General features: G+C 67.8%; 17 protein-coding genes. 12 read left to right on the top strand and 5 right to left on the bottom strand.

What is annotated here, in order from left to right; translation table 11 throughout:
- Positions 1-16 precede the first annotated feature (16 nt).
- The 6 genes from ACZK5G_RS15250 to ACZK5G_RS15225 all read left to right on the top strand — a co-directional run bounded on the left by ACZK5G_RS15250 (position 17) and on the right by ACZK5G_RS15225 (position 7,553).
- Positions 17-1,501: an NAD(P)H-hydrate dehydratase gene (locus ACZK5G_RS15250; RefSeq protein WP_478463945.1), complete on the top strand. Its 1,485-nt coding sequence runs from the start codon at positions 17-19 to the stop codon at positions 1,499-1,501.
- Entirely contained in the window at positions 1,498-1,980 is a 483-nt protein-coding gene (tsaE, locus tag ACZK5G_RS15245) for a tRNA (adenosine(37)-N6)-threonylcarbamoyltransferase complex ATPase subunit type 1 TsaE (RefSeq protein WP_478463943.1), read from the top strand. Before ACZK5G_RS15250 ends, tsaE begins: the two co-directional genes overlap by 4 nt.
- A gap of 82 nt (positions 1,981-2,062) precedes the next feature.
- Positions 2,063-3,625, top strand: a complete 1,563-nt coding sequence (locus ACZK5G_RS15240) for an N-acetylmuramoyl-L-alanine amidase (RefSeq protein ID WP_032130507.1) — start codon at positions 2,063-2,065, stop codon at positions 3,623-3,625.
- A gap of 121 nt (positions 3,626-3,746) precedes the next feature.
- Positions 3,747-5,654 (top strand): DNA mismatch repair endonuclease MutL, encoded by a 1,908-nt coding sequence (gene mutL, locus ACZK5G_RS15235; RefSeq protein ID WP_478463941.1) that lies wholly within the window; start codon positions 3,747-3,749, stop codon positions 5,652-5,654.
- 11 nt (positions 5,655-5,665) lie between these two features.
- Positions 5,666-6,598: a DUF1684 domain-containing protein gene (locus ACZK5G_RS15230; RefSeq protein WP_049401240.1), complete on the top strand. Its 933-nt coding sequence runs from the start codon at positions 5,666-5,668 to the stop codon at positions 6,596-6,598.
- A 1-nt stretch (position 6,599) separates the two neighbouring features.
- A complete protein-coding gene (locus ACZK5G_RS15225) occupies positions 6,600-7,553 on the top strand; it encodes a TraB/GumN family protein (RefSeq protein ID WP_285301632.1) in 954 nt (317 codons plus the stop codon).
- Positions 7,554-7,627: 74 nt separating this feature from the next.
- Here ACZK5G_RS15225 and phaR read toward each other — a convergent pair whose 3' ends face one another.
- The 3 genes from phaR to gluQRS all read right to left on the bottom strand — a co-directional run bounded on the left by phaR (position 7,628) and on the right by gluQRS (position 10,029).
- Positions 7,628-8,167 (bottom strand): polyhydroxyalkanoate synthesis repressor PhaR, encoded by a 540-nt coding sequence (gene phaR / locus ACZK5G_RS15220; protein ID WP_032130258.1) that lies wholly within the window; start codon positions 8,165-8,167, stop codon positions 7,628-7,630.
- Between the two features lie 183 nt (positions 8,168-8,350).
- Positions 8,351-9,091, bottom strand: coding sequence for an acetoacetyl-CoA reductase (phbB, locus tag ACZK5G_RS15215; RefSeq protein WP_049423910.1), 741 nt, complete (start codon positions 9,089-9,091; stop codon positions 8,351-8,353).
- 17 nt (positions 9,092-9,108) lie between these two features.
- Positions 9,109-10,029, bottom strand: a complete 921-nt coding sequence (gluQRS, locus tag ACZK5G_RS15210; RefSeq protein ID WP_478463939.1) for a tRNA glutamyl-Q(34) synthetase GluQRS — start codon at positions 10,027-10,029, stop codon at positions 9,109-9,111.
- Between the two features lie 93 nt (positions 10,030-10,122).
- Between gluQRS and htpX the strand changes: the two genes are divergently transcribed.
- Complete coding sequence (gene htpX, locus ACZK5G_RS15205; protein WP_053443316.1) at positions 10,123-10,989, top strand: protease HtpX; 867 nt, start codon at positions 10,123-10,125, stop codon at positions 10,987-10,989.
- A gap of 749 nt (positions 10,990-11,738) precedes the next feature.
- On the opposite strand, the gene ACZK5G_RS15200 is transcribed toward htpX, so the two are convergent.
- Positions 11,739-12,566: an inositol monophosphatase family protein gene (locus ACZK5G_RS15200; RefSeq protein WP_049401244.1), complete on the bottom strand. Its 828-nt coding sequence runs from the start codon at positions 12,564-12,566 to the stop codon at positions 11,739-11,741.
- 120 nt (positions 12,567-12,686) lie between these two features.
- On the opposite strand from ACZK5G_RS15200, the gene ACZK5G_RS15195 reads away from it, so the two are divergent.
- From ACZK5G_RS15195 to ACZK5G_RS15185, 3 genes are all read left to right on the top strand, one after another.
- Positions 12,687-13,457 carry an RNA methyltransferase gene (locus tag ACZK5G_RS15195; RefSeq protein ID WP_049423915.1) on the top strand — a complete coding sequence of 257 codons (771 nt, stop codon included), beginning with the start codon at positions 12,687-12,689 and terminating at the stop codon, positions 13,455-13,457.
- A 76-nt stretch (positions 13,458-13,533) separates the two neighbouring features.
- Positions 13,534-14,436: a phosphate/phosphite/phosphonate ABC transporter substrate-binding protein gene (locus tag ACZK5G_RS15190; protein WP_032952775.1), complete on the top strand. Its 903-nt coding sequence runs from the start codon at positions 13,534-13,536 to the stop codon at positions 14,434-14,436.
- Positions 14,433-16,559 (top strand): putative bifunctional diguanylate cyclase/phosphodiesterase, encoded by a 2,127-nt coding sequence (locus ACZK5G_RS15185; RefSeq protein WP_032130248.1) that lies wholly within the window; start codon positions 14,433-14,435, stop codon positions 16,557-16,559. The genes ACZK5G_RS15190 and ACZK5G_RS15185 overlap by 4 nt, the downstream gene beginning before the upstream one ends.
- A 73-nt stretch (positions 16,560-16,632) precedes the next feature.
- On the opposite strand, the gene epmB is transcribed toward ACZK5G_RS15185, so the two are convergent.
- A complete protein-coding gene (gene epmB / locus ACZK5G_RS15180) occupies positions 16,633-17,649 on the bottom strand; it encodes an EF-P beta-lysylation protein EpmB (RefSeq protein ID WP_049401246.1) in 1,017 nt (338 codons plus the stop codon).
- A 120-nt stretch (positions 17,650-17,769) separates the two neighbouring features.
- Here epmB and efp point away from each other — a divergent pair, with 120 nt between their 5' ends.
- Positions 17,770-18,336, top strand: a complete 567-nt coding sequence (efp, locus tag ACZK5G_RS15175; RefSeq protein ID WP_014037874.1) for an elongation factor P — start codon at positions 17,770-17,772, stop codon at positions 18,334-18,336.
- Positions 18,337-18,533: 197 nt separating this feature from the next.
- On the top strand, positions 18,534-19,877 hold the full coding sequence (locus ACZK5G_RS15170; RefSeq protein ID WP_014037873.1) for a TRZ/ATZ family hydrolase: 1,344 nt from the start codon (positions 18,534-18,536) through the stop codon (positions 19,875-19,877).
- Positions 19,878-19,881: the final 4 nt, after the last annotated feature.

Raw genomic sequence — 19,881 nt, 5'->3', positions numbered from 1 at the left:
AGTATAAAATCCCCGCATGGCCAACCTTGCCGATCTGTTCGATTCCGCTGCCGCGCGTGCGCTTGATGCGCAGGCCTCGGCGCTGGCCGCCGAGGGCGGTTGGGGCCTGATGGCACAGGCCGGCCAGGCCGCCTGGCAGTGCCTGCTGCAGCATTGGCCGCAGGCGCAGCGGATCGGCGTGGTGGTTGGTGCGGGCAACAACGGCGGCGACGGCCATGTGCTGGCCCGCCATGCGTTGCAGGCCGGACGTGAGGTGACGGTGATCGCCTTGCCGGGGAAGCCACCGTCAACCGCGCTGGCACAGCGTGCAGCATCGGAATTCACATCCGACGGCGGCACCCTCACCGATTTCGACGGCGCGCTTCCCGAGGCCGATATCTGGGTCGATGCCCTGTTCGGGCTGGGCTTCGATCGCGTGCCGGAGGGCGTGGCGAAGACGCTGATTGCCGCGCTCAACGCGCAGGCGGCACCGGTTCTGGCGCTGGACGTCCCCAGTGGCGTGGATGCCGACCGCGGCGCCGTACCGGGCGAGGCGGTGAGGGCGGCGCTGACCGTGCAGTTCATCGTGCCGCATCGCGGGCTGTACACCGGCGATGCGCTGGACCATTGCGGGCGGAAGGCGCTGGCGCCGCTGCAGCTACCCGCGGCCGCATGGCAGGGCGTGTCACCCGCTGCGCAGCTCTGGACGCAGGTGCGCCTGCCAGCCCTGCTGCCGCCGCGCCGCACCAATACCCACAAGGGCGAATCCGGGCACGTGCTGTGCGTCGGCGGCAACCATGGCAGCGGCGGCGCCATCTCCATGGCGGCTGAAGCGGCGTTGCGCGCGGGTGCTGGATTGCTGAGCCTGGGCACCCGCCGCGACCACGTTGGCCCGTTGCTGGCTCGGCTGCCCGAGGCCATGACCCATGCACTGGAAGATGGTGACGCGCTGCCGGCACTGCTGGACAAGGTCAGGGTGGTGGCGATCGGCCCCGGTCTGGGCCAGGACGAATGGGCGCGCGCACTGTTTGCGCGGGTGCTGGCCAGCGCCAGGCCACTGGTGGTCGATGCCGATGCACTGAACCTCCTGGCGCAGGATCCGCGCGCGCTGCCCGACGCCATCCTTACGCCACACCCGGGCGAGGCCGCGCGCCTGCTGGGTTGCAGCACGTCTGACATCCAGGCCGATCGCTTCACCTGCGCACAGGCACTGGCCGAGCGCTTCCACGCCGTGGTGGTGCTGAAGGGCGCCGGCAGCATCGTCGCAGCGCCGGGGCAACGGCCACGACTGATCGCGGCTGGCAATCCCGGCATGGCCGTGGGTGGCATGGGAGACCTGCTGACAGGCATCATCGCCAGCCTGCGTGGGCAAGGCCTGGCCGCCTTCGATGCCGCTGCCGCTGGTGCGCTGTTGCATGCGCTTGCCGGCGACGTCGCTGCCGCCGACGGCGCGCGCGGCCTGCTTCCAACTGATCTGCTGTCGCCGCTGCGGCGACTGGCCAACCCGGAACTTTCCCGATGATCGATTTCTTCCTTGCCGACAGCGATGCCACTGAACTGCTCGGGCAGTGGCTGGCCGCCACCCGACCGCGGCAGGCGCTGGTCGAACTGCGCGGCGACCTGGGCGCCGGCAAATCCACCACCGCCCGCGCACTGCTGCGCGCACTGGGCGTGCAGGGGGCGATCCGCAGCCCGACCTACACCCTGGTCGAGCGCTATCCGCTGGCCAGCGGTGGCGAGGCCTGGCATCTGGATCTGTACCGGATCGGCCAGGCCGGCGAGCTCGATTTTCTCGGGCTGGACGAGGGCAGCGCGGTGTTGTGGCTGGTGGAATGGCCGGAACGCGGCGCTGGCGCGCTGCCGCCGACCGACCTGGTGGTGGCGCTGGAGATCGAGGGGCAGGGGCGTCGCGTCCGTCTCACTGGAGCCAGCGACGTCGGACATGAATGGCTGGAACGGCTCCCCCAAGGGGGCGACTTGCAGGCCATTTCTGTCGGCTGACGAGAACAAACACCGGCAGGTTACGGATTATTAAGGAAAAAGGTGTTGCATTCCGTTCAGCGCGGTGATTGAATCCTGAGCCATGCGCCCGGGGAACCGTCTCATTGCCATCTGTGCCGCCGTCGGACTGAGTCTGGCGAGCGTCAGTGCGTGGGCCGGTGAGGTCCGTCAGGTCCTGCTGAATACCGGCGCCACCGGCACCCGTGCTGAGATCTCGCTGGTCGGCAGCGGCGGTTACAAGACCTTGTCGCTGGCCGGACCGAACCGCCTGGTGGTCGATTTCCCGGACTCCAGCGCCATACGCAACCTGAAGATGCCGGCTGCACAGGGCGTGGTCACGGCCGTGCGTACCGGACAGCCGGTGCCGGGTACCTTCCGTGTCGTTTTCGACCTCGCTGAATCCGTGGCGCCGTTCCGCCCGCAGATGCAGCGCGAGGGCAATGAATCCAAGCTGGTGATCGAATGGCCGGGTGATGGCCCGGCCGTGGCCGCCAGCCGCCCGCCAGCGACGCCGGCGGTGCAGCCGCAGGCACCGGTCAACACGCCCGCACCGACGCCGGCCGAGAGCGCGCAGTCGCGCAACGACGCCGCGCGCGCCACCGCGCTGTTGACCGCGCAGGTACAGCAGCAGGCCAGCGCCGCCGCTGCCACACCGGCCACTCCGACCCCGGCCCCGTCCACTGCACCGGCCCAGGTCGCGGCAGCGGGCACGGCTGCCAGCAGCACGCCGTCCGCATCGCCGGCTGCGATCCTTGCCGGCCAGCGTACCGCCGCCGTGGTAACCACGCCGCCGGCCACAGCGCCTGCACCGGTTCCGACCACGGTGGTGCCACCGCGTCCGGCCATGCCCAGCGATGCCTCGCGCATCCGCATGCAGGCTGGCATGCGCCACCTGGTGGTGGCCATCGATCCAGGCCACGGCGGCCAGGACCCCGGTGCGATCGGCCCGACCGGCAAGCGCGAGAAGGATGTGACCCTGGCCGTAGCGCGTGAGCTGGCCCGTCAGGTCAACGCGACGCCGGGCCTGAAGGCCTACCTGACCCGCGACAGCGACGTGTTCATTCCGCTGCCGATGCGCGCGCAGAAGGCGCGTGCGAACAAGGCCGACATCTTCATTTCGATCCATGCCGATGCGGCGGAAAACCGTTCGGCCACGGGCTCGTCGGTGTACGTGCTGTCGACCAAGGGCGCTTCTTCGCAGCGCGCCCGCTGGCTGGCGGACAAGGAAAACGCGGCCGACCTGGTCGGTGGCGTGCGCCTGCAGCAGACCGAAGGCACGCTCGCCAACGTGCTGCTGGATCTGGCCCAGAGCGGCTACATGAAGGCGTCCGAGGACGCGGCCGGCCATGTGCTGGGTGGCCTGAAGCGGATCGGCAACAACCACAAGCCGAACATCGAGCGCGCCAACTTCGCGGTGCTGCGTACTTCGGACATGCCGGCGATGCTGGTGGAAACCGCGTTCATTTCCAATCCGGATGAAGAGCGCCGCCTGATCGACCCGGCCTACCAGCGCAAGATCGCCGGTGCGGTACTGGACGGTGTGCACACGTTCTTCAGCCGTCAGCCGCCGCCGGGCACGTTGTATGCCGCCCGGGCCCAGGCCGAGATCGACGCCGCCGGCACCATGGCCGGCGGCAGCAAGTAACCCGCCGAAGGCGGGTTACTGCTTTCTGTAGAGTCGAGCGGCGCTCGACTGGGCCTTCCCGGTAGCCCGTCAGTCGAGCATGGCTCGACTCTACCCTCGGCCGCTCCGTTATCATCCCCGCATGACGTCTGCTACCCATCTGCGCCCGATCCGGCCGTTGCCGGAGATCCTCATCAACCAGATCGCCGCTGGCGAAGTGGTCGAACGTCCCGCGTCGGTGGTCAAGGAGCTGGTCGAGAACGCGATCGATGCCGGCGCCAGCCGCGTTGATATCGATCTTGAGGAGGGCGGTGTCCGCCTGATCCGCATCCGCGACAACGGCAGTGGCATCGCGCCGGAACAGCTGCCGCTGGCGGTATCGCGCCACGCCACCAGCAAGATCGCCGATCTGGACGATCTTGAATCGGTGGCCACGCTCGGTTTCCGGGGTGAAGCGCTGCCATCGATCGCCTCGGTCAGCCGCTTCACCCTGTCCTCGCGTCGTGCACATGACGAACACGGTTCGGCGCTGCAGATCGAAGGCGGCAAGATCGGCGAAGTGACGCCGCGCGCGCATGCGCCGGGCACCACGGTGGAAGTGCGCGAGCTGTTCTACAACGTACCGGCGCGGCGCAAGTTCCTGCGCGCCGAGCGCACCGAGCTGGGCCATATCGAAGAATGGCTGCGTTCGCTGGCGCTGGCGCGGCCGGATGTCGAACTGCGCGTCTCGCACAACGGCAAGGCCTCGCGCCGCTACAAGCCGGGCGATCTGTACTCCGATGCGCGATTGGCCGAAACGCTGGGCGAGGATTTCGCCAACCAGGCCGTTCGCGTCGACCACAGCGGTGCCGGCCTGCGCCTGCACGGCTGGATCGCGCAGCCGCATTATTCGCGCGCCAGCGCCGACCAGCAGTACCTGTACGTCAACGGCCGCTCGGTGCGCGACCGCAGCGTCGCCCATGCGGTGAAGATGGCCTATGGCGATGTGCTGTATCACGGCCGCCAACCGGCCTACGTGCTGTTCCTGGAGCTTGACCCGACCCGCGTCGACGTCAACGTGCACCCGGCCAAGCACGAGGTGCGCTTCCGCGACTCGCGGCTGGTGCATGATTTTGTCTACCGCACGCTGAAGGATGCGCTGGCCGATACCCGCGCCGGCATGTCGGTGCAGGACATCGGCGCCGGCTCCGCGCATCCGGTGGATGCAGGCGCGGCACCGATGCTCTCCAGTGCGGGTGCCTCCGGTTTCGGTCTGGTACGCGGTGCCGCACCGGGTGCCGGTTCGAGTGGTGGCGGTGGTGGATTCTCGGGTTGGCGCCCGCAGCAACCGCTGGGATTGCAGGTGGCCGATGCACCGGCGGCTTATGCCGCGTTGTATGCCGCACCGGCCGGCGCCGAACGCGGTGCTGCGCTGCCGCCGATGCCGACCGAGAACGGGCTGCCGGTCACCAGTGCCGACGCTGGCGTGCCACCGCTGGGCTACGCGATCGCGCAGCTGCATGGCATCTACATCCTGGCCGAGAACGCCGAAGGCCTGATCGTGGTCGACATGCATGCGGCACACGAACGCATCGGTTACGAGCGGCTGAAGAACGCGCACGATGGCATCGGCCTGCAGTCGCAGCCGCTGCTGGTGCCGATCACGCTCGCAGTGGGCGAGCGCGAAGCCGACACCGCCGAGAATGAAAGTGAAACCCTGGCCGCACTGGGCTTCGAAGTGACCCGTGCCGGTCCCGGTGCGCTGCACGTGCGCAGCATTCCGGCGCTGCTGGCGCATGCCGAACCGGAAGGCCTGCTGCGCGACGTGCTGACCGACCTGCGCGAACACGGCCAGAGCCGGCGCGTGGCCAGTGCACGCGACGAACTGCTGTCGACCATGGCCTGCCATGGCGCGGTGCGCGCCAACCGGCGCCTGACCGTGCCGGAAATGAACGCGCTGCTGCGCGACATGGAAATCACCGAGCGGTCCGGCCAGTGCAACCACGGCCGGCCGACCTGGGCCCGTTTTTCGCTGGCGGAGATCGACCGCTGGTTCCTGCGCGGACGTTGAGGGGAGCATCGATGCGTTATCGGGGAATGGGCGGCCTGCTGGCCGCTTTGGTGTTGGCCGCCTGCAGCCCGGCGACGCCGCCGGCACCGGCCTCGGCCGCGGAGGATCCGTCCTATGCCGCCGAGCAGCAGCAGTGGCGGGTGGCACGCTATCAGGACCTGACCCGGCCCGATGGCTGGACCGCGCTGGTCGGCCTGCACTGGCTGCAGAACAAATCCCACTTCGTCGGCAGCGGCGCGACCAATGGCATCCGCCTGGCGGTTGGGCCGGACAAGCTGGGCCTGCTGCGCCGTGAAGGCAGCCAATGGTGGTTCACACCCGAAGCCGGCGTGGATGTCAGCCATGATGGCCAGCCGGTGCGCGGTCGCATCCGCATCGACACCGACAAGGATGCGCAGCCGACGCTGCTGGCTTTCGATGGCGGCAAAGGCCAGCTCAGCATCATCCGCCGCGGTCCGCGCGATGCGCTGCGGGTCAAGCACGCCGATGCGCCGGCACGTCGCGATTTCGGTGGGCTGGAGTACTGGCCGGGCGGCCCGGACTGGCAGGTGCAGGCGCGCTTCATCGCGCACCCGCCGGGCAAGACCCTGCCCATCGTCGACATCACCGGCCTGACCACCGAAATGCCCAATGCCGGCGCGGTCGAGTTCCAGCGCGATGGCCGCAGCTGGCGGCTGGAGGCGATCGGTGCGCCGGGGCAGCCGCTGTTCCTGATCTTTGCCGATCGCACCAGTGGCCGTGGCAGCTATCCGGCCGGTCGCTATCTGGATACCGATGCCCCCGCTGCCGATGGCACCGTGCGCATCGATTTCAACCATGCCTACAACCCACCGTGTGCGTTCACCGCCTACGCGACCTGCCCGTTGGCGCCACCCGAAAACCGGTTGGACCTGCGTGTGGAAGCGGGCGAGAAGGCGTACCACCTGCCTGAAGGAGAAGGCTGATATGCCGATCAGATCCCTGTTGCGTGCCTCCGTTCTGTTGGCGGCCTGTGCGCTGGCACCGCTGGTTGCAGCGCGTACCGTGCAAGCCGATACCACTGGCGCAGCGGCGGCCAAGCCGCCGGTGCCGTTGCTGTGGAAAGTGACCGGTCCGGGCGATTCGCGCCTCTACCTGCTCGGTTCCTTCCACCTGCTGAAGCCGCAGGACTACCCGTTGTCGCCCGATGTCGAACAGGCGTTCGAGGCTTCGCAGCGGGTCGTGTTCGAACTGTCGCCGGAAGACATGCAGTCGCCACAGTTGGCCAGCCGCATGGTGCAGGCTGCGGTGCGCACCGATGGCAGCGAGCTCAAGCGCGATCTCGATGCCGCGACCTGGCAGAAGCTGCAGGTGTTCGCCACCGAAAACAAGCTGCCGCTGGCGCAGATGCAGGGGATGAAGCCGTGGTTTGTCGGCCTGAGCATTTCGGTCGGGCAGATGCAGAAGCTGGGCCTGGACCCGGCACTGGGCCTGGACCGTCACTTCATGGAGCGTGCGCAGAAGACCGGGCGCAAGACTGCGGGACTGGAAGACATCGACACCCAGATCGGCATGCTCGACGGAATGACGCTGCAGGAACAGCGGCAGATGCTGGCCGAAGCGCTGGACCAGGCCGGCAAGGCCGACGAGCAGGCACGCCAGCTGCACGACGCCTGGCGCCGCGGTGACGAGCGCGTGCTGTGGACCCGGATGGCGGCGGAAATGCGCCAGCAGTATCCGCAGCTGTATCAGCGCATCAACACCGGCCGCAATGACGCCTGGGTGCCGAAACTGCTGCCGTACCTGCAGGCCGGGCAGGGCGGTACGCTGGTGGTGGTAGGCACGCTGCACCTGCTGGGCAACGACGGCGTGGTCGAGAAGCTGAAGGCGAAGGGTTACAAGGTCGAGCGCGTATGCACGGGGTGCAAGGCGAAACGCTGACGTATCGTTGGCGCGATGCCAAACAAAACGGCGCGCCAGGGGCGCGCCGTTTTCGTATCAGCCGATGCTGCAGCTCAGCGGCGGGTCTTGCCGCCGGTGCCGGTGCCCGGTTCGTTCGGCTTGTTGCCGGTACCTGCGCCGGTTCCCGTTCCGGTGCCGCCCGGACGCGGGCCACCGAAGCCCGTGCCCATGTTGCGCTGGAATTCCTGCCACAACTCCAGGTTGCGCTCGGTCAGCTGGTTCATCATCGCCCACGGGGTCTGCCCCAGCAGGTTGCCCATCTGCTGGCGGAACTGCTGCTGCTGGTCGAGGAAGACCTGCATGCTGCGCTCCAGGTAGTTGCCCATGAAGCCCTGCAGGGAATCGCCGTAGAAGCGGATCAGCTGGCTCAGCAGCTGGGTGGACAGCATCGGTTCGCCGTCCTGTTCCTGGTCGGCGATGATCTGCAGCAGGACCGATCGCGTGAGGTCGTCGCCGCTCTTGGCGTCGCGGACTTCGAAGTCTTCACCGTCCAGGATCAGCTGGCGCACGTCCTCGATGGTGATGTAGCTGGAGATCTCGGTGTCGTAGAGACGGCGGTTCGGATACTTCTTGATGATGCGGGTCGCAGCCATGAAGCGGTACTCGTCACAGTAGACGCGCAGCATGGCGCAGTGCAGCAGCCGTTGCAACCGCCTCAGCCCCCGCCAGGCTTGGCTTTCGGCGGCGATCATGTTGCGCAACAAGGGTTTGCGTGCTGCGCAGCATGACCATCGGCAGGGGCCGGCGGCGTTCGCCGCGATGGCCCGCTGCGCGGCTTACCAACCCATATGGTGGCCGCCGTTGATGTCCAGGTTGCTACCGGTGATCCACGAGGCTTCATCGGCGACCAGGAACGAGACGCCGTAGGCGATTTCCTCCGGCTTGCCCAGACGTCCGGTGGGGATGTCGGCGATGATCTTGGCACGCACCTCCTCCGGCACCGCCATCACCATGTCGGTAGCGACGTAGCCGGGCGAAATGGTGTTGACGGTGATGCCAAAACCGGCGTTCTCGCGGGCCAGCGAGATGGTGAAGCCGTGCATGCCGGCCTTGGCCGCCGCGTAGTTGGCCTGACCGTACTGGCCCTTCAGGCCGTTGATCGAGCTGATCTGGATGACCCGGCCCCAGCCGCGGCGGCGCATGCCCTCGATGACCGGCCGGGTGACGTTGAACACCGAATTGAGATTGGTGTTGATCACATCGTGCCACTGGTCCGCGCGCATGCGGTGGAAGGTGGTGTCGCGGGTGATGCCGGCGTTGTTGACCAGGATCTCGACCGGACCCAGTTCGGCCTCGACCGCGCGCACCAGCGCTTCGGCGCTGTCCGGATCGGAGACATCGCCCGGGAAGATCGACACGCTGTAGCCGCGTTCGGTCATCGCCTGCTGCCAGGCGCGGGCCTTGGCCTCGTCGCGGTAGTTGGTGGCGACCCGGTGGCCCTGGTCGGCCAGGCGTTGGCAGATGGCGGTACCGATGCCGCCGGTTCCGCCGGTGACCAGTGCGACGCGAGATGTCATGGAGTGCTGTCCGGGTATCAGGTGGGGGAAGGGTGATTCTGCAACATCGGCGCGGAAAGTGCGCCGGCCGGCAACAGGATGTCGCTACGCGACAACCGCGCCGGGTCGAAGGCCCGCCGAGCGGCGGCCAGCAGCGCGTCCAGATCGTGTGCCTGCGCCAGCGCCTCAGGGGCTTGGCCGAGCAGCTGCCAGAGCTGGCGCAGCACCGGCAGCGGGCGTTCGCTATCCACCGGCAGCGCCGCCAGTGACTTGGACAGCTTGTGGCCCGGCGTATCCAGCAGCAGCGGCAGGTGCCAGTAGCGCGGCACCGCCAGACCCAGCGCCTGCTGCAGCAGGATCTGCCGTGCGGTGGAGTCGAGCAGGTCGGCACCGCGCACCACTTCGGTCACGCCCTGCGCGGCGTCATCGACCACCACCGCCAGCTGGTAGGCCCAGCAGCCATCGGCGCGGCGCAGCACGAAGTCGCCGACCTCGGCATGCACGTCCTGCTGCTGCGGGCCGCGCAGGCCATCGTCGAAGTGCACAAGGCTGCCGGGCGGCACGCGGAAGCGGACGGCCGGGTCCGGTCGTGGTTGCCGGGCGACGCAGCGGTGATGGATGCCGCCGCTGGCGGCAAGGTCGCTGCGGCTGCAGTGGCAGACAAAGGCCTGGTCGCTGGCGAGCAGTTCATCCAGCGCGGCCTGGTAGGCCTCGCCGCGCGTGCTCTGCCAGAGCACCGGGCCATCGTGGGCCAGGCCGAACGCGGCCAGCACCTGCAGCTGTGATTCCGCTGCACCGGGCACGGTGCGCGGCGGGTCGACGTCTTCGACGCGCAGCCGCCACAGGCCGCCGTGATGGCGGGCGAGCAGCCAGCTGCCGAAGGCGGCGAGCAGGGATCCGGGGTGGAGCAGGCCGGTCGGCGAAGGGGCGAAGCGGCCGCAGGGAATGGGGGAGGTCATGCTGGCTGAATCGTCGGTCAGGTTGGCGCTTGAATTCAAGCTGACCGCACCGCAAATTGATCGATATCGACCCCTTCCGAGCCGGAATTTCCCATGTTCACCCGTATTGCCCTCTTCCTGGCCACGAACTTTGCCGTGCTGATCCTGGCCAGCATCGTGATGTCGCTGTTGGGAACCGACCCCAGCAAGATGAGCGGCCTGCTGATCATGGCCGGCATCTTCGGTTTCGGTGGCTCCTTCATCTCGCTGCTGCTGTCCAAGTGGATGGCCAAGCGCTCCACCGGCGCGGTGGTGATCACCGAGCCGCGCAACCAGACCGAGCGCTGGCTGCTGGCCACCGTCGAGCGCCAGGCCAAGGCGGCCGGCATCGGCATGCCGGAAGTGGCCGTGTACGAAGGTCCGGAGATCAATGCCTTCGCCACCGGTGCCAACCGCAACAACGCGCTGGTGGCGGTGTCCACCGGCCTGCTGCACAACATGAGCGAAGACGAAGCCGAAGCGGTGCTGGGCCACGAGATCGCCCACGTCGCCAACGGTGACATGATCACCATGGCGTTGCTGCAGGGTGTGCTGAACACCTTCGTGATCGTGCTGGCGCGCGTGGTTGGCGGCATCATCGACAGCGCGCTGTCGGGCAACCGCGAAGGCGGCGGCCGCGGCTTTGCGTACTACATCATCGTGTTCGTGCTGGAGATGGTGTTCGGCCTGTTCGCCACCATGATCGCGATGTGGTTCTCGCGCCATCGCGAGTTCCGCGCCGACGCAGGCGGTGCCTCGCTGGCCGGCCGCCAGAAGATGATCGCCGCGCTGGAGCGCCTGCAGCTCAACCACGGCCAGAGCACGCTGCCGACCCAGATCGCGGCGTTCGGTATTGCCGGTTCGACGGCGAAGAAGCTGTTCATGAGCCACCCGCCGCTGGAAGAGCGCATCGCCGCGCTGCGGGCGTCGACGGTGGCGTAAGCGTCCGCTTCCAAGGCAGTGCAGGAACGCCTGGCCTCGCGCCGGGCGTTTTTGTTTGCGCGCGCACGCATCGGTGGTGCCGGGATCATTTCCGCGACCGCGGAGGGGTGTCACTTTCTTTGCTCGTGCAAAGAAAGTAACCAAAGAAACACGCCGCCGGGGCGCGAGCCGATGCTGCGCATCGGTACCCTGCGCTCCTCGGTCCGTCGAGGGACGGTGCGGGAACTCGCTGCGCTCAGACACCCGCACCTCTTCGCCCTCGCCGGACCTGCGGTGCTCGGCTCGCTCAAGGCGGACCCAAGGTCAAATGCCACAGCAGCACCCGGTTGACCCACGCCACGCGTGGATGCTGTTGCCGTTGATCTTGACCTTCCAGTCCGCCTTGAGCGAGCCGAGCATCGCAGGGGAATCAGGGGCGAAGAGGCGCCGGTGTTTGAGCGCAGCGAGTTCGGCGCCGTCCCCTGATTCGCCGAGAAGCGCAGGGTACCGGCGCGTAGCGACGGCTCGCGGCTGGCGGCGTGTTTCTTTGGTTACTTTCTTGATGGCGCACATCCATGTGCGCCACCCTACGGGCCGGCTACGCCGTTCCGCGCTGCTCCTGCAGCGCGGTGCACGAGCAAAGAAAGTGACACCCCTCCGTGGTCGCGGAAATGATCCCCAGGCATCGCCTGGCGCGCCAATGCGTCGGCGCACAAACGAAAACGGCACCCTCGCAGGTGCCGTTTCAGTGAGCCGCGTTGCCGGGACGCTTAGAACTTGGCGTCGAACTCGGCGGCGTAGCCGGTGTTCACCAGCACCTTCTGCAGCGACTCGGCCACCTTCAGGTTGCCGGCCACGATCTGGTGGGTCTCCGGACCGCGGTTGTCCATGCGGCCCAGGGTCGCGCCCTTGAAGTCGCAGACCTTGCCACCGGCCTCGCGGACCAGCAGCAGGCCGGCAGCGATGTCCCATGCCTTCACGCCGGCTTCGAAGTAGGCGTCGGCGCGGCCGCAGGCCACGTAGGCCAGGTCCAGTGCCGCCGAGCCGGTGCGGCGGATGTCTTCGCCGTGTACCAGCAGGGCGTCGACCGCCTTCAGCTGGGCGCTGGCGCGGTTGCGCTCACGCGGCGCGAAGCCGGTGTGGATCATGGTGCCTTCCAGATCCTTGCGTTCGGCCACGCGGATGCGGCGGTCGTTCAGCACGGCGCCGGCGCCACGGCTGGCGGTGAACAGTTCATTGCGCAGCGGGTCGAAGATGACCGCATCGGTCGGCTCGCCATTCTCGACCAGGGCGATCGACACGCAGTAGTGCGGCACGCCGCGCAGGTAGTTGCTGGTGCCGTCCAGCGGGTCGATGACCCACATGTGGCGACGCTCGCCCTGCACGCCGCCTTCCTCGCCGAATACACCGTATTCGGGGTAGGCGCGCTTGAGTTCCTTGACGATGACCTTTTCCGCGTCCGCATCCACTTCGCTGGCGTAGTCCATCCGGCCCTTCTGCACCACGTTCAGTGCCTCGAGCTTGTTGATGTTGCGCAACAGGACGTTGCCGGCGAGGCGGGCGGCCTTGACCATGACGGTTACGGCGGGTTTCTGCATGGCGTGGGCTCCCGGAAAGGCAGAAGAGATGGACTGGCGGGGGAAAAGAGCGGGTCCGGCGCAGTGGCCGGCCGCACAGTTTACCATTGGTCATCGTCCAGCTCGACCTTTTCCCTGTTCATGTCCCAGTTTCCTGCCGCCACCCGCCTCCGATTCGTCCTGGTCGGTACCCAGCACCCCGGCAACATGGGCGCCGCCGCCCGCGCCCTGAAGACCATGGGCCTGGCCCGCCTGGTGCTGGTTGCCCCCGAAAAGCCACTGGACGAGGAGGCCTTCCGCCGCTCGGCCGGTGCCGAAGACGTGCTGGGGGATGCCCCGGTGGTGGCCACCCTGGCCGAGGCGGTGGCCGATTGCCGCCTGGTGCTGGGCTGCACCGCCCGCGCACGCCGCGTCCAGCTGGAGGAGTACCTGCCGGCCGATGCCGCCGCCCGCGCGGTGGCCAAGGCCGGCGAGGGCGCCGAGGTGGCGCTGGTGTTCGGCCGTGAGCGCACCGGCCTGACCAACGAGGAACTGCAGCTCTGCCATGCAGCGGTGCACATCCCGTCCGACCCGGAGTTCAGCTCGCTCAACCTGGCTGCCGCCGTGCAGGTGCTGGCCTATGAAACGCGAATGCAGCTGCTGGGCGCGCAGCCGGCCACCGATGCCGAGCCCGGCTTCCGCGAACAGGCGGCCAGCCACGAGCAGATGGAGAGCTTCTTCGCCCAGCTTGGCGACACGCTGGACGAGATCGATTTCCACAAGGGCCGCGCCCCGGAATCGGCGATGCGCAAGCTGCGCCGCCTGTTCCTGCGCAGTGAGCCGAGCGAGCAGGAAGTGCGCCTGCTGCGCGGCATCCTCGCCGACACCCAGCGCATGGCGCGACTGGCCCAGGCAGGCGGCAAGGACAGCTGACGACGTTCTCATTTTTTCGGGTAGTCTGTCCGGATACCCAGGGGGGATGAAGCCTGTGTCGGGTCTGCGAAAGGCAATGCAGGGGGGACTGCTGAGCCTGGCCATGGTCCTGCTGGCCGGGACGGTGCGTGCAGCACCGGACCCGGTGCTGGTGCTGGGCCGGATCAGCGATGATCCCAAGGCCCATTACGAGCAGCTGCAACCATTGCTGGACTACGTGGTGGCGCGCATGCACGACGTTGGCATCAAGGAGGGGAGGATCCTGATGGCACGCGACCCGCAGCAGATGGCCAGCTATCTGCGGCGGGGCAGGGTCGACTGGGTCACGGAAACCTCCGGTACGGCGGTGGCGCTGGGCCAGCGCAGTGGCGCCCGTCCACTGCTGCTGACCGAGCGCAACGGCGTGCGTGATTACCAGACGGTGTTCTTCGTGCGCCGCGACAGCCCGATCCAGCGCGTGCAGGATCTGCGGGGCCATCGCCTGGCCCTGCAGAACACGGCGTCCACCAGTGCCTATCTGGTGCCGGTGATGACGTTGCTGCAGGAGGGCCTGTCGCCCCAGATCCTGGCCGGAGCATGGGACATGCCGGGCCGGGACAGTGTGGGTTACGTATTTGCACGCAGCGAGCTGAACATCGCGACGTTCGTGCACAAGGGGGTGGTTGACGTGGGGGCGGTGAGCAGCGTGGACTGGAACGACGAGCGGCGGATGCCGGCAGCGTTCCGGCGCGACTTCCGCGAGCTGCTGCGCACCGAGCCCTACCCGCGTGCGGTGGAGATGGTCCGCGCCGACCTTGATCCACGCGTGCGCGATCGCCTGCAGGAAGTACTGCTGCAGGCAGCCAGCGACCCGCAGGCACAGGGGGCGCTGCATCGGTTTTTTGGCACTTCCGGGTTCCACCGCGTCGATGCGCATGCGCAGCAGCGGTTGGATGAATTGAAACAAGGATTGACGCGCGTGCGGATGGAAGTGGAATGAAGTGGCTTGGCTCGGGGATGCAGGCCCGGTTCCTGCTCGCGATGGGCGGGGCGATGGTCGTGGTGATCGCGATCCTTGCGGTGTTGTTGGGGCGGCAGGCCGCGATGCAGGGCGAGGTGCGCAACCTCAGCGGCGGCGTCATCCATGAATTGTTCGACCGCAGCGTGCGCAGCCGCGGCGAGGCGATGGCGCGTGAGCTGTCCGACGCGCTGGCCAACCCGTTGTACTACCGTGACCTGGACCAGGTGGGCGTACTGGTGCGCAGTACCGCGCGCCAGCCCGTGGTGCGCTATGTACTGGTGTTCGATGAACGCGGCCGGCTGGTACACGATGGCTCGGTCGAGGTGTCTGGATTCGGTCAGCCGATGGCCGATCCACTGGCACCCAAGGCCGCGGCCGCGCAGATGCTGGTCGTGCAGGAGTCACCGAAGGTGCTCGACAACACCATGCCGATCATGATCGGCAACCAGCGCATTGGCGGCGTCCGGGTCGGCATGGCGCTGGATGAGGTGCAGCAGCGCGAGCAGGCGGCCAACGCCACCCTGGGCGAGCGCCTGCAGCAGGTTGGCAGCCGTCACCTGGGCTGGCTGCTGCTGATGCTGGGCCTGCTGGTGGTGATCGGCGTGGTGGTGATCCTGTACGTGCAGCGCACCCTGGTCGCGCCGATCCGTGATCTTGCCGTCGCCGCCCGCCGCATCGAGGCCGGTGACTACCAGACACCCCTGGCCGAGAACACCCGCGACGACGAGGTCGGCGAACTGGTCCGCGGTTTCGCCCGGATGCGCGATGCGATCGCACGCCATGACCGCGAAGTGCGGCGCATGGCCTATACCGACGCGCTGACCGGGCTGACCAACCGGCTGGCATTCCGCGAGGCGCTTGATCATCGGTTGATGGCGGCCCGTGCCGCCAATCACCGGCTGGGCCTGCTGTTCGCCGATATCGACGATTTCAAGCGGGTCAATGACACCCTTGGCCACGAGGCCGGCGATGAGGCATTGCTGCAGTTCGCCCAGCGTATCGGCCGTGCGGTCACCGAGGCCGGGGGCGATGAAGCCCTGCTGGCCCGCTTCGGCGGCGACGAGTTCGTGATCCTGGTCGGCGACGGTGATGTGGCCGCCAACGCGCGGCTGCTGGCCGAAGTGCTGGTGCGCGAGCTGGGCAAGCCGCTGGTGGTGCAGGGCAGGGAACTGTTCCTGGGCACCTCGATCGGCGTGACCCTGTTCCCCGACGATGCTGCTGATGCGACCACGCTGCTGAAAAACGGCGACATCGCCATGTACCAGGCGAAGATGGCCGGCAAGAACTGCTATCGCTATTACAGCCGGGCGATGGACCATGCGGTCGAGCGTCGCGTGCATATGGAACAGGAGCTGCGCGGCGCCTGGGAGCGCGGTGAGCTGCGCCTGGCCTACCAGCCGATCTTCCGCATGCGCGACCGCCGCATGGTCGGCGTTGAAGTACTGCTGCGCTGGCAGCATCCGACCCTGGGCACGATCCCGCCCTCGGTGTTCATCGAGGTGGCCGAGCAGAGTGGCCTGATCGAGATCATCGGCCCGAAGGTGCTGCGTGCGGCCTGCATGGAGGCCTCGCAGTGGCCGCGCGGGGCAGCGGGCGATGATCTGTTCGTGTCGGTCAACGTGTCACCGCGGCAGCTGCGTGGCGGCGAACTGCCGGCACTGGTCGCGCAGTGCCTGCATGAGTCCGGGCTGCCGGCGTCGCGCCTGCACCTGGAGCTGACCGAAACCGCCGTGATCGGCGACGAGATGGTTGCCGCGCAGCTGCTGGACAAGCTGCACCGCACCGGCGTGAAGGTGTGGCTGGACGATTTCGGTACGGGCTTCTCCGGGCTCAGTCATCTGCGCCAGGTGCCCGTGGACGGCGTGAAGATCGACAAGAGCTTCGTTGCCGACATGCAGCGCGATCCCGACGACCTTGCGCTGACCACGGCGATCATCGCCATGGCCCACGCGCTGGGCATCACCGTGGTGGCCGAGGGCATCGAGCAGCAGGCACAGTTCGAGCTGCTGGCGCAGCGCGGCTGCGACCTTGGCCAGGGCTACTGGCTGAGCCACCCGGTGACCGCCACCGAAGTGGTGCGGATGATCGAATCGGGCGTCTGACCTCCAAAAAGGGGACGGAGGGAATTAAGTCGCAAATGCATAAGCGACTTAATTCCCTCCGTCCCCTTTTTTGTTACAGCGGGCGCTTGCTTGGGTCGCCGGGCAGTTCGCGCACCAGCTTGGGGATCAGGTAGCCGGACAGGCGTGCGGTCAGGCCGGCAATCAGCGCCTTGGCCTGGGTGTCGTCCACTTCGAAGTGGGCCACGCCCTCGACCCGGTCCAGCTGGTGCAGGTAATAGGGCAGCACGCCAGCAGCAAAGCTGCGCTCGCTCAGGTCCTGCAGGGCCTGCACGCTGTCGTTGACCCCGCGCAGCAACACGGCCTGGTTCAGCAGTTGCGCACCGGTGCCACGCAGGCGCGCCATCGCTGCGTCCACGCTGGCGTCGAATTCATTGGCGTGATTGGCGTGGACCACGATCGCCAGCGGCCAGGGCAGGCTGCCCAGCCAGGAGACCAGTTCATCGTCCACGCGCTCCGGCAGCACGATCGGCAGCCGGGTATGGATGCGCAGGCGGCGGATGTGCGGTATCTGGCGCAGGGCGTCGGTCAGTTCCACCAGCTTGTGCGTGGCCAGCGACAGCGGGTCACCGCCGGACAGGATCACCTCGTCGATGTCCGGGTCGGCGGCGATGGCGGCTACGGCCTCCTGCCAGCCGCCCTTGGCGGCGTTCTCCGCGCCATAGTCGAAGTGGCGGCGGAAACAGTAGCGGCAGTTGATCGCGCAGCTGCCGGTGGCGACCAGCAGGGCGCGGCCACGGTACTTCTGGATGACGCCGGTGGCCTTCTTGGCGGCGCCATCGCCCACCGCATCGAAGCTGAACCCGGGCGCCGGGTGCATTTCCTCGTCGATCGGCAGCACCTGGCGCAGCAGCGGGTCGGCCGCATCGCCGGGGCGCATGCGGGCCACGAAGCCCTCCGGCACGCGCAGCGCGAACTGGGCCATGGCCGCCTCCGAGACACCCAGCGCGGCCGGGTCCAGCTGCAGCCGGGCCAGCAGGGCGTGCGGGTCGCGCAGCGCCTGGCGCCAGAGCTGCTGCCAGCGCGCGGGCGCACCTGGCGACTGGGGCCGTGGGAAGGCGGAAAGCTGCATGGAGAGGGGGCCTGCGGTTATCATGGGGGCAGAAAAACAGTCGCCCACCGGCATCCGGTGGGCTTTCCATTCTAACGGCTCGCCGCACCCGCGGCGTTTTTGCCACTCAGGAGTTTACGCATGGCCAGCTACGGCATGAACGACGTCAAGAACGGGATGAAGATCCTGGTCAACAACCAACCGGCCGTCATCATCGACACCGAATACGTCAAGCCGGGCAAGGGCCAGGCCTTCACCCGCGTGAAGTACCGCCTGATCAAGGACGGCCGTACCCAGGAAGTCACCATGAAGTCGACCGACTCGCTGGATGCAGCCGACGTCGTCGATACCGACATGAACTTCATGTACAGCGACGGCGAGTACTGGCACTTCATGGACCCGGAATCCTTCGAGCAGGTCCAGGCCACCAAGGCCGGCATGGGCGGCGCCGAGAAGTGGCTGAAGGGCGAAGAGTCCTGCGTGGTCACCCTGTGGAACGGTGAGCCGATCTTCGTGCAGCCGCCGAACTTCGTTGAACTGAAGATCACCGAAACCGATCCGGGCGTCCGTGGCGACACCTCGGGCGGCGGCGGCAAGCCGGCCACCCTGGAAACCGGCGCCGTGGTACGCGTGCCGCTGTTCGTGAACCAGGAAGAAGTGATCCGCGTCGACACCCGTTCGGGCGAATACTCCGCACGCGTCAAGTAATCCGGCGCAGCCGGATCATGGTAGTGCCGGCCGCTGGCCGGGTACGCGCCATCGCATTCGCGCTGGCGCTCCCATGATCTGCTTCGGCAGATCATGGGCCCCGCTTCACGAGTCTCCAGACCCCGCCGCTTCGCGGCAGCCCCTGACTCAGGGGCGTGTCCCCCAGAAGTATCTCGCCCCACAGCCAGTGAGCCCGCATGAGCGATAGCCCGCACCTCCCCGAAGCCTGCGACCTGCTCATCGAAGCCGGTTACGTCGTTCCGATCGAGCCGCACGCGGTGGTGCTGGAAGACCATGCCGTTGCCGTGCGTGGCAGTGAAATCGTGGCCATCCTGCCGCGTGCCGAGGCGCGTGCGCGGTTCCGTGCCACCCAGGTGGTCAGTCGCCCCGAGGCTGCGCTGATGCCGGGCCTGGTCAACGCGCACACGCACAACCCGATGACGCTGCTGCGTGGCGTCGCCGACGACCTGCCGCTGATGACCTGGCTGCAGCAACACATCTGGCCGGTGGAAGCGGCGGTGATCGGCCCCGAATTCGTTGCCGACGGCACCACCCTGGCCATCGCCGAGATGCTGCGCGGCGGTACCACCTGTGCCAACGAGAACTACTTCTTCGGCGACGTGCAGGCCGCGGTCTACAAGAAGCACGGTTTCCGCGCGCTGGTGGGCGCGGTCATCATCGATTTCCCCACCGCCTGGGCCAAGACCGACGACGAATACTTCGCCAAGGCCGGTGAACTGCACGACCAGTGGCGCACCGATCCGCTGATCGGCACCGCGTTCGCACCGCATGCGCCGTACACGGTCAACGATGCCAACTTCGAGCGGGTGCGGATGCTGTCCGACCAGCTCGACATGCAGGTGCACCTGCATACCCACGAGACCGCGCAGGAGATCAACGATTCGATCAAGCTGCACGGCCAGCGCCCGCTGGCGCGGCTGGATCGGCTCGGCCTGGTCAACGACCGCCTGATCGCGGTGCACATGACCCAGCTGACCGATGCGGAAATCCACCTGTGCGCCGAGCGCGGCGTCAGCGTGGTGCATTGCCCGGAATCGAACCTGAAGCTGGCCTCCGGTTTCTGCCCGGCCTGCGCCCTGCAGCGCGCCGGCGTGAACCTGGCGATCGGCACCGATGGCTGCGCCAGCAACAACGACCTGGACATGTTCAGCGAGAACCGCACCGCGGCGATCCTGGCCAAGGCCGTGGCCGACGATGCCACCGCGCTCGATGCGGCGACCACGCTGCGCGCCTCCACCCTGGGTGGCGCCCGCGCACTGGGCTTCGGCGACCGCATCGGTTCCATCGAAGTCGGCAAGCAGGCCGACCTGGTCTGCGTCGACCTGTCCGCGCTGGAAACCCAGCCGCTGCACAACGTCCTGTCGCAGCTGGTGTACGCCACCGGCCGCCAGCAGGTCAGCGACGTCTGGATTGCCGGCAAGCCGAAGCTGGTGCAGCGCGAGCTGGTCGGCATGGACCTGCCGGGCATCATCGCCAACGCGCGCCAGTGGCGCGAGCGCATCCGTCATATCCGCGCCTGAACCC

It is taken from the genome of Stenotrophomonas sp. 62841_Sma (assembly GCF_056482945.1).
The sequence above is the reverse complement of the archived record's forward strand: the minus strand, read 5'-3'. Positions and strand labels throughout refer to the sequence as shown.